The organism is Aequoribacter sp., assembly GCF_965659035.1.
Classification (GTDB): Bacteria; Pseudomonadota; Gammaproteobacteria; order Pseudomonadales; family Halieaceae; genus Aequoribacter.
Map to the genome: position 1 here is coordinate 1 of NZ_CBFHWH010000070.1, position 10,421 is coordinate 10,421.

General features: G+C 50.2%; 8 protein-coding genes. 3 read left to right on the top strand and 5 right to left on the bottom strand.

What is annotated here, in order from left to right:
- The first annotated feature begins 61 nt into the window (after positions 1-61).
- Positions 62-1,369, top strand: coding sequence for an amidohydrolase family protein (locus ACTF5Z_RS09430; protein ID WP_438985414.1), 1,308 nt, complete (start codon positions 62-64; stop codon positions 1,367-1,369).
- Between the two features lie 256 nt (positions 1,370-1,625).
- Here the strand turns inward: ACTF5Z_RS09430 and ACTF5Z_RS09435 are convergent, their stop codons facing one another.
- From ACTF5Z_RS09435 to ACTF5Z_RS09455, 5 genes are all read right to left on the bottom strand, one after another.
- The gene (locus ACTF5Z_RS09435) at positions 1,626-3,716 is read right to left on the bottom strand and encodes a tetratricopeptide repeat protein (RefSeq protein WP_438985415.1); all 2,091 of its coding nucleotides are present in this window, start codon (positions 3,714-3,716) and stop codon (positions 1,626-1,628) included.
- A 20-nt stretch (positions 3,717-3,736) separates the two neighbouring features.
- Complete coding sequence (locus ACTF5Z_RS09440; protein ID WP_438985416.1) at positions 3,737-5,197, bottom strand: cytochrome c3 family protein; 1,461 nt, start codon at positions 5,195-5,197, stop codon at positions 3,737-3,739.
- The gene (locus ACTF5Z_RS09445) at positions 5,194-6,744 is read right to left on the bottom strand and encodes a hypothetical protein (RefSeq protein ID WP_438985417.1); all 1,551 of its coding nucleotides are present in this window, start codon (positions 6,742-6,744) and stop codon (positions 5,194-5,196) included. Before ACTF5Z_RS09445 ends, ACTF5Z_RS09440 begins: the two co-directional genes overlap by 4 nt.
- A gap of 13 nt (positions 6,745-6,757) precedes the next feature.
- Entirely contained in the window at positions 6,758-7,549 is a 792-nt protein-coding gene (locus ACTF5Z_RS09450) for a hypothetical protein (RefSeq protein ID WP_438985418.1), read from the bottom strand.
- Positions 7,550-7,654: 105 nt separating this feature from the next.
- Positions 7,655-8,023: a tetratricopeptide repeat protein gene (locus ACTF5Z_RS09455; protein ID WP_438985419.1), complete on the bottom strand. Its 369-nt coding sequence runs from the start codon at positions 8,021-8,023 to the stop codon at positions 7,655-7,657.
- 170 nt (positions 8,024-8,193) lie between these two features.
- Here ACTF5Z_RS09455 and ACTF5Z_RS09460 point away from each other — a divergent pair, with 170 nt between their 5' ends.
- Positions 8,194-9,510, top strand: coding sequence for an NAD(P)-binding domain-containing protein (locus ACTF5Z_RS09460; protein ID WP_438985420.1), 1,317 nt, complete (start codon positions 8,194-8,196; stop codon positions 9,508-9,510).
- Positions 9,497-10,421 (top strand): ankyrin repeat domain-containing protein (locus tag ACTF5Z_RS09465; RefSeq protein WP_438985421.1); only part of this gene is annotated, 925 nt, incomplete at its 3' end. The genes ACTF5Z_RS09460 and ACTF5Z_RS09465, both read left to right, overlap by 14 nt.

Sequence of the window (10,421 nt, forward strand, 5' to 3'; positions counted from 1 at the left end):
GCCAAACAATTGATTTGTGGTATTCTTTGGAGCAATCAATGTGTTGGGGTTTGATCGTTTTATGATAAAGCTTGCGAATGTTTGGGTGCTCATCTTGTTTTTCTCGTCTGCAGTGCAAAGTGCGGACACGGTTATTCATGCCGGCCAATTAATCGATGTCACGTCGAATTCGGTCCGGAGCAACGTCTCTGTTGTTATTACGGATGATCGTATTGCGGCGGTGCGAGATGGTTGGATCTCTCCGGCAGAAGGGCAGCGACTAATCGACTTGAGGGGCCACACTCTGATGCCCGGTTTCATCGATATGCATGTTCATCTGAGCGGTGAGCTTGATCCTCCTCACAGTTACAGTGAGGGCTTTTATCTCAATTCCGCAGACCTTGCATTGCGCGCTTCCGCTTATGCGAGCCTTACACTGCGAGCTGGCTTTACCACGGTTCGTGATTTAGGGGCAAACGATGTTGACGCTATCAAAGCGTTAAAAACGGCGATTAACTCTGGGTTGGTAGAAGGCCCAAGAATATTCATGGCCGGCAAAGCGATAGCGACAACTGGAGGACATGGAGACCCCACCAATGGCATTCGAAGCGATTTGCGCGGTGATCCTGGCCCTAAGGACGGTGTTATCAATAGTGCCCAAGATGCCTTTAAAGCGGTTCGGCAGCGCTATAAAGACGGCAGCGATGTTATTAAATTAACGGTAACGGGCGGTGTCCTGTCTCTCGCGAAAAGCGGGGATAACCCCCAATTTACCGACGATGAGCTGCAAGCGGTAGTCGCGGCCGCGAAAGATTATAATTTTAACGTTGCGGTCCATGCTCACGGCGCTGAGGGGATGAAACGTGCGGTTGACGCCGGTATTGATTCCGTCGAGCATGGTACCTATATGACTGAAGAAATTATGTCGCTTATGAAGACTAAAGGCACCTGGTACGTACCCACTATCTCAGCGGGCAAATGGGTTGCCAAACTCTCTGAAGAAGAAGGCAAGTTTCCCGCTGTGGTTAGGCCGAAGGCGGCCGCCGTGGGGCCATTGATACAGGATACCTTTGCCCGAGCCTATGCCGCTGGCGTAAACATAGCGTTCGGCACCGACGCTGGTGTTTCACCACATGGTCGCAACGCTGAAGAATTTATATTTATGGTGGAAGCGGGTATGCCTGTGCTTGAAGCAATCCGGTCGGCGACCTTGAATGCATCCATTTTACTGGGGCAAGATGATCGTTTGGGTTCTATTGAGCAGGGGAAGTTAGCTGATTTAGTCGCAGTGGAGGGTGATCCAATGAGCGACGTGAGTACCTTGCTCTCGCCTTCTTTTGTCATGAAAGGTGGTCAAATCTACGTGAATGAAACCCCGTCCTCTAAATAAGGACTCTCCAAGCCCGCAGATAATCGATGTTCTTGTGGACGGTAAGGTCGTTACGTCGAGTTAGCGCATGATACCTGCGGGATTTTGTCTTGACTGGGGTGGGGGCGCGACGCGCCGATCTCGAGCTGGGTAGCAAATTTCTTGGCGTCGAAGGCGAGGTCATTAGTGAGGTGAAATTAGGCGCCGAATTGAAGTCAGCGCCTGAGGTTGGTGGCTTCTGTCGGAAGTCGGTCAGCTATGTTTCGCCATATAAGATCTAGAAATCCAATCGATATCCTAGGGTGACAAAGCTGGTTTCGTTTTTATAAGCACCCACGGCATAAGTTTCGTCATACCACTCGTAACCCGCTTCGAACTCGATACGTGCCTGTTTGTTGATCTTATAATCTAAACGAACCGAGGGTCGGGTTACCCAACGGTCGCCGCTGTCGTAATTATTGGCACGGTAGTCGACTCGAATGCGCGGATTAATTTTGAACTTGCGGTTGGGTGAAAAGCGCCAGTTGCCAGTGACTGTGTACGTGCTCGCGCTGTCGGTGTCGCTCATGCGCAAGCCCCAGATTGCCACATCGTTTATTTGCAATATATTGGTACCTACAAACTGCAATGAGTAATACAGGTCGGTACCGGTGGCATCGGTGCCTTCAACGCCAGCAGACGTCTCCGTAGCACCAAATTCCGTGGCCGTCACGTCGCCAATGACTTGCCATTTTTCATTGAGAGTATGTGTAAGGCTGGTTGTAATTGTGGTCGAGCGAGCACTGCGGTCTAGAGCTAGTTGTTTGAGCTCATCGTCGCTGTAAAGCGGGAACAGAGCATCAAAACTTGTCACCCCCTGTCCCTGAATCGCGTTTAACTTGGTCAGTGTTGGGCTGTAGCGATAGTCAAAAGAGACGTTCAAACGAGTCGCTTCACTCAAACTCCAGTTTCCCAGAAACAGTGCTGAATTCAGTTCTTCGAAGTAGATGTCGTAGTCGAAGGTCGCATAGATTGATGAAGCTCTGGTTGAGTAACGTGCTTCAGCGCCGAGTGCTTCGCGGTCGGTAAGACCAAAATTCGTTTGCTTGATGTAGTAGGCACTGAGATTCCAGTTGTCTGCGACGTTCAGAAAGTCGACACTCGTACCATAGAATTCGACGTCGGTATTGATTGTATCGCGACGGCTAATGTCCACTGGATAGCCGAATGACGCATTAACAATAATATCGGGAGTGACTTCATGGCTGGCGTACAAGCCATCGAAGCGCCCGAGAATACCGTCGGTGTTACGCGATTGACGGCCCAATTTGGCGATAGTACCCCAGTCCGAATTTTCGATTTCTATTGACCCCACATTGGGACGAAACTCAGAATCCGCATCATCTTCAAAGTCTTTGCGATAGGACCCGATAAACTGGGTCTTGATGTCCCAAATTCCGTTGCTGACGCGGTGCACGAAATCCAAGTCGGAGGTAAGCTGGTCACGCAGGATAGTTGAGCCACCTGCCTCAGGATAATTGTCATCACGGTAGTAACGTTGCCCGAAGCTGCCGTAAAATTCAGAGTCCCACGCCAGAGCCTCTTCTGCCTGGCCAATGGATTTGGCTTTCATGTCGGAGGTCACTAGCACAGCCAAACGTTGGCGAACACGCGCGGCATCCTCAGTATCGCCATAAAGATCAATAAACGTTTCGTATTCACCTTTAGCTTGTGCTAATTGCTGGTTTAATTCGCGAGTAATGGCCAACAGCTCATGCGCACGGCGTTGTGTCACGCCTGTCGTTGTATCTTTTAAGGCGCGGAATAAACGAATAGCGGTGTTGTAGTCTTTCGCAAAAATAGCTGCTTTGGCCTCGTCAATGCTGTTTTGTATTTTGACATCGTCACTACTGAGATCTTTGAGTAGGTCGGCTGAGGTCAGTTTGGGCGCTTTAGCGGGGCGAGTGATTTCACTGGCGTCGATATCTATAATCAAGGACATGAAGTCTGCTGAGTTCCTGACTGAAAGCTTCACCTTGTCTTTGAATCTAAGCGTGACGTAGGGGAATTCAGGGTCGTCGCCATCATAGGTGATCTCGCTAATGGGTGACCACAAGCTTCGATTCCAGTTGACCGAGTAACGCCCGCCTAAATCATCAATCGTTAAACCCGATAACAGAGTGTCGGGTCGCAACTGGATCTCGAATGTTCGTGTAAAACCCTGGTCTGACAAGTTCGAAAATCGCATTGGGGTCGCGAATGTGATTTCGATGCGGTAGTTGTCTCCCTCCTCATCGAGTTTGGTTTTTTCTACAATCCTTGCCCAGCTTAAGCTGGGTAGGCATAGGAGCATCAATAGGCACAGGCCTTGGCTAAATTTAGATTTCATTGTTTTCCCCATCGTTGTAATTAGTCGTCGTCTACGCCGTCATCCCAATCTTTGGTGGTGTGGCAGACGTTGCATTCTTGAGACGTATTCGGGTGATCTTTGCGTGGTCGTGTATGGCACGAAGAGCACGACCCGAGTACTGCGTCATGATCAAAACTCACGCGACTCCAACTGCTGGTGCGATGGCAGTCATCACATTGGTTGGTAGAGAGCACGTGATTTGCAGGCTTACCCTCAGCAGTTACACCATTGTGGCAGGTCGAGCATGAGCCGCTGACCGCGCTGTGGTCAAAGCTGGCGGGAGTCCACGCTAAGGTTGAGTGACAGCTGTCGCAATCCGCCGCGGTTTGAACGTGTGTTGCGTTCTTACCCGTTGCGGTTGTGCCGTTATGACAAGATGAACAGCTGCCCGTAATCGATGAGTGATCCATGCGAACATCACTCCACGAATTCGGTACGTGACAGTCGTCGCATGTGTCGCCACTTTGTATATGTGTTGCCGGTTTTCCCTCGGCAGTCGTGCCATTGTGGCATGAGCTACAGGTACCAAGCACGGCATTGTGGTCGACCCGGGTGACGTTCTCGAAGCTTGATGTGGAATGGCAGTCTTCACAGACATTGGTGGTGTTGATGTGCGTGGTATTTTTGCCAGTGGCATCGACGCCATTGTGACACGATGAGCAGTTGCCAGTGACTGAAGCATGGTCGAACTTGGCATCATCCCAGGAGTTAGTGTTGTGGCAGTCCTCACAGGTATTACTGCTGGCGATATGGTTTGCAGATTTACCCTCGGCGACTGTGCCGTTGTGACACGAGCTACAGGTGCCAAGCACGGCATTGTGGTCAACTCGTGTGACGTTCTCGAAGCTTGAGGTTGTATGACAATCCTCACAGACGTTGGTGGAGTTAATGTGGGTAGTATTTTTGCCTGTGGCATCGATACCGTTGTGGCAAGAAGCACAATTGCCACTGATCGATGAATGGTCGAACTGGGCGTCACTCCACGCGTTGGTATTGTGACAGTCCACACAGCTGTTCGACGATTTTGGGTGCGGCGTGGACTTGCCTTGCGCTGTCGTACCATTGTGACACGACTGACAGCTGCCAACGACGGCACTGTGATCAATACGCGTTACATTGTCCCAGTGCTCGCTCGTGTGGCAACTTTCACAATCGTTGGTGACTTTGATGTGTGTCAGAGGGATGATACTGGAGGCGCTCTGTGCGTTGCTTCCGTGGCATTGAACGCACGTTCTTGGTGTGCCTTGGAAAATGCCTCTCGTGTGACAACTATCGCATTCAACACCTTGATGCGGGCCATCGAGAGGAAAGCCCGTGGTGCTGTGATCGAAGGTTTGTAAGTCAATATTTTGCGCCGATACCGCGATCGACAATGTACTGATAATCGCGAAAATCCCCGCTACCACAACACATTGACGGGCACAGAAGAACGATCTTGCTATGGTAGTTATCGTAGTCATTGCGGTTGTATCTGTATGTTGTTGAAGCTCTCCGTCACATGGCAGCGAGCACAATCAAGGCCAAAGCGGCGCCGATGCGCGTCGTCATTTAAATGACAATCAGCGCATTCGGTACCAAGGTCTTGGGCTTTTGTGAACTGTTCGGTATGACATTGACTGCAGGAGAGTTCTTCGTGCGCGCCCGTAAGTTCGAAATCGGTTTGCGTGCTGTGATCAAAAACCCACAAGCCCCAGTCGTTAGGGTTGTGACAAGATTCACACTGGCTACCTAATGATCCGTTGTGGGGATCATCTCGACCGTGACAATCACTGCATTCATTAGAAACGCCCTGATAATGGCCTTGACTGTGGCATTCATCACAGGTGACCAAGGCATGCATTCCAACGAGCGGCATAGCCGTGAAATCATGATTAAAGCGAACTTGCGATGACCACCTTTCGTTGGTGTGACAATCTTGGCATTCACCACCTAAACCACCGAGGTGCGGATCATCTTTACGATGGCAGTCGATGCATAGAGTGTCGTCGCTGATGCGATCACGCCAGACCTGATGACATTGTTCGCAATTGATCTGAGTGTGCTCGCCTTTCAGGCGGAATAGTGTTTTGTTATGGTCGAACCTCGCATTCTGCCAGCGGTTCTCTGAATGGCAGTCTGAGCATTTGTTGCCATAGGCACCTAGGTGGATGTCCGCCTTTTTATGGCAGCTCTCGCATTCGCTACTCAGCTCTACTTCGAACGCTGGCTTTGTGTGGCACGATTCGCATTTCGCGTCGGCATGTTGACCTTTGAGTTTGAAGCCGGTGTCAATGTCGTGATCGAAGGTCGTTGTCTCCCAGGATTTTGAGGTATGACAATCGTTACATTCGCTCCCGTTAATGCCCAAATGTACATCATCCAGCGCGTGACAGCCCGCGCACTCGACCGTAATTTCCGCAAATTCAGAGTTAATATGACAACTTGCACAGGTCACATCAGCGTGCTTATTTTCGAGCAGGAACTGGGTTGACGAATGATCAAACTCTGCCTCTTTCCAACCTGTAGGCTCATGGCACTGGTCACACTCTTGAGGCACATTGCTCGCGTGGGGGCTGTCATTTTCATGGCAACCTGCGCAGTCGCTTGGGGCCTCGCGAAAGGTGGTGTTCTGCTGGTGACATTCTGAACAGTGCGAAAACTTATGCTGCCCAACGAGTGCGAAATCTGTGTTGTCGTGGTTAAAATGATTGCGGTCTAAGACGACAGGCTCGAAATCACGACCTCTGTGATCTGTGTGGCATTGAAAGCATTCACGCGCTTCGACTTGCGCGCTGATACCATGAAAACCGGTGTTTTCAGTGAAATCGGTCTGGATATCTTCGTGACACTTTAAGCACAAAGTGGACTGCTCAGACTTACCTTGATCAGAGTGGCAGTTGGCACAATCGGCCTCGTATTTTTTGTGGCCGTGTATCAGCTCGCCGGGCATGATTAGGGTTTTTAGATTGACGCGCCCGGCACCGGCTTCGCTTTGCGCGAGGGTGGTCTGACTGATCAATATCGTCATCAGCAGCACACCACTAATACGTATGAACGGCATAAACATGCACAAACCCAGCTATTATGAGCATGAAAAAGATAGGCAAATGAAGCATGTGCCAAATTGAGAAGAGTCGGTCGTAAAACGCAAGACCATTTATCTTTCGCGATGTGTAAAAAAACTCCGATGCGTAATTTTGAACACGCCTTAGGTTTATTGCGATCTCGTCCGATGGATTGTGGCCTAATCGCCTAATTTGTTTATTCAGCACTTTTTGTGCTCTTTTCAAACGTGCGCTTCGACTGGCGACAACCCAAGGGTTGTGTGACACATTTTGTTGAACGAGTGCTGTTTTTACGCTGTCTAGTTGCTCGTGCATTGAGCTGACTAACTTGCCGTTGTCAACTGCAAGACTCAAATCTAACAGTGCGCGGCTTAGTTGATCTTGATCCTTTATTAAAGTGGCTAAATGGGCCTTCGAACCGTACAGACCCATATGGATTTTTGAATAGATAAAGCGTCCTACCAAACCACTGGTGACCATCAATAACATACAAAATAGAGCAATATTGGCGTTGGTCGAGCCCAGGCCAAAGTTGGCGTGATACAAGATCAGAATAGGCCCAATAAGCCCAAGTAGCATGTGCAACTTAAACCATGTAGGTGTTGAGAGCACAAAGGCCGGAGCGGTCGGGTAGCGTTTGCGAATTGGATAGATAAGTAGGGCCAGCATAAAACTGCCCCCGATAATACCCAGTGCGTAGCCAACACCACGCTCGGCATTAATTAGGTATTCATCACGAATTTGCCATCCAGCGATCAACGCAACCACGCATGAAATAGCGACAGCCGCTGTCCAAAACGTCGTCTTGCTCCGACTTGTCACAGGACGTCTAAGCTGCGTGTTGTGATCGATATTCGCGATGCTATTCATCGGCTAGAGCCCGTTCGCAAATTTTTTCGTCAGGGGGCGGAGAAGTTCAAGCGTTTCTTCTTTTCGACGCAAGAGCGGGTGGGTCTTGACGGGGGCGCGCGTTGTGCTCGGTAAAGTGGGTATTGATCCCTGATAGCCCAACTTTTTGGCCTGCTCAAACGCCTCGGTCGCTTTATTCCAGTTTTGTAAATGATGATAGGACTTGCCGAGCAGAATCCACCCTTGCACGTCGTTTGGATTGTCGAGAAGTCTCTCCTCTAATCCAGTCACCAACTCAGCCACGGAGGGTGCGGATTGAGCGAAAGAGCCTGATGCACTCAGAGATAAACAAAGTCCTACGGCAAGTAGGCATAAAGATTTGTATTTCGGCATGACCTTGGTGCTCCATCCATACTGACTGAACACCCTAAAGTGCGAAACTTAAGTAAGCATTAATCTTTCGCAGGTAAGCTCACTTATGTGTTCGTTTTCGGAACGTAAGATCTGTGTCGATATCTCCGTCAGTCGTTTACAGAAGTTCTTTTTGAAGAGATGAGTTTTAGGTGTTTACGTTAGAACCCTTGCTGTTACTTTACATTCTGCCATTTGCCGTCTTCTTGGTGATCTATCAATGGGGTCGAATTTGGTCGGAAAAAGCGGCTAAGCGTCGTTTGGATGATGCGGTGCAGTCGCACATGACCGAACCTCCGACCTTGCATCCCGTTATTGATCCCGCAAAATGTTTGGGCTGCGGCGCTTGCGTTAACGCCTGCCCCGAGGGGGATGTGCTGGGACTGATCGGCGGCAAGTCGGTGTTGATCAACGGTGCTAATTGTATTGGCCATGGGGCGTGCAAAGCGGCGTGTCCATTCGATGCCATCGATCTGGTATTTGGCACAGCCAAGCGTGGCGTATCCATTCCCGTGTTATCACCTGATTTCGAAAGTACCTTGAGTGGCGTCTTCGTGGCGGGCGAATTGGGGGGCATGGGCTTAATTCGCAATGCAATTGTTCAAGGTTCGCAGGCTGTGACGAGCGCAGCTTCATTTTTGAAGCAGGTACCCAAAGCAGAGTATAACGATTTGTTAATTATAGGTGCTGGTCCCGCGGGCATTGCGGCAGCCCTGCAAGCCAAGGCTCTGGGTCTGGTCGCTACGGTGATCGAACAATCTGAAGATTTGGGCGGGACAGTCGCCAATTTTCCAAAGAACAAGCTCGTGATGACGGCGCCCGTAGAACTCCCTCTCGTTGGAAAGCTGAAGTTTCGAGAGACCTCAAAAGAAGCCCTATTAGATTTTTGGACGGGGGTTATTGAAGAACATAAGCCTGATATTCGATTTGGGGCTCAAATGGTGAGTGTCGAGGGCACTGCGCCCCATTTTCGAGTGCAGACAACAATTGGAGAATTTTGCGCTCGAAGTGTGATTTTAGCGTTGGGGCGGCGGGGAACACCCAGAAAGCTCGATGTTGCTGGAGAGCATTTGTCGAAAGTGGTTTACCGGCTAGCCGACCCAGCGCAGTACAGCAACCAGCGCGTTTTGGTGGTTGGGGGTGGTGACTCTGCCATTGAGGCCGCTTGCGACATAGCCGATGCGCAGAGTGAACCCAATGTTGCTTTGTCGTATCGCGGCGAGGGTTTTGCTCGAGCAAAGCTTAAGAATCGCAGGCGCATAGCCGCGCTCGAGGCATCGGGGCGTTTGCAGGTATTGTTAGGCTCCAATGTTATAAAGATTTCGGAAGATAGCGTCAGCCTTCAGACGGGAAATGTCGAAGAGGAAGTGGCCAACGACGCCGTACTCATTTGTGCGGGTGGTGTGTTACCCAATGCACTGCTCGAAAGAATTGGTGTTTCTATGGATGTAAAATATGGGGCGCCTTAGGTTTTTAGCCTTAGTGCTCCTCGTGTGCTCGGGTATGGTTTGTAATACGGCGGGTGCAAATACCTTAGAGGATGCAAAACAATTGATTCGAGCTAAGCGGTTCGATGATGCTGTTCATGTATTAGAGATCTTACATAACGCCTCGCACGGCACGGGAGAGTCGCATTACCTCCTTGGATCGCTGTACTGGTTGCAGGGCCATGGTAGGGAGGAAATAGCCAAGCCTTTGGTCGAGTTTGAGAAAGCGGTGAAGCTACAGTACGCGAAGGCTATGCACAGATTAGGTGTTTTGTATCTGGTCGGTGTGGAAGTCCCCCAAGATATTGCTCGTGCCCGCGAGTTATTGTCGAAAGCGACTCAGTTGGGGTATCAACTGGCTGACACCCAACTGTTACAGGCCCAATCCGATTTTTTTGATATGGAGGAGTGGGATGCCTGTGCCCTTATCGATTATCAGCGCGATGGTGTGTTGCTATCTACGGATAAATGGTCCGACCGCACAAAACAGCGCGCTTTTTTTTGCGCAGTTGCTGCGGGTAATTTAAGAGCCCTGCAGATTTGGCAGAGTGAAGATTGGGGATTACAGTGGCGAAATCGTTGGGGCCAAACGGGCTTGCATGTTGCTATCGGTGCTAAAGCATACTCTACACTGGAATGGCTTTTGCAGAATGGTCTGGACGCCGATGTTGCTGATGATCGTGGCAACATTCCCTTGCATTTGGCTATAGCGCTAGAAGATAGGGCCAGTATTGATCTCTTGTTACAACACGAGTCCGATTGGTCTATTCCGAACGATGCTGGCCGAGTGCCGCTCGAAATGGCAAGGGACAATGAAATTCGAGATTACGCCCTCAGTCGCGGAGCAATGCCGACTAAAAAGCCTGCCAGGCAGCGCAATAACCCCATGATAA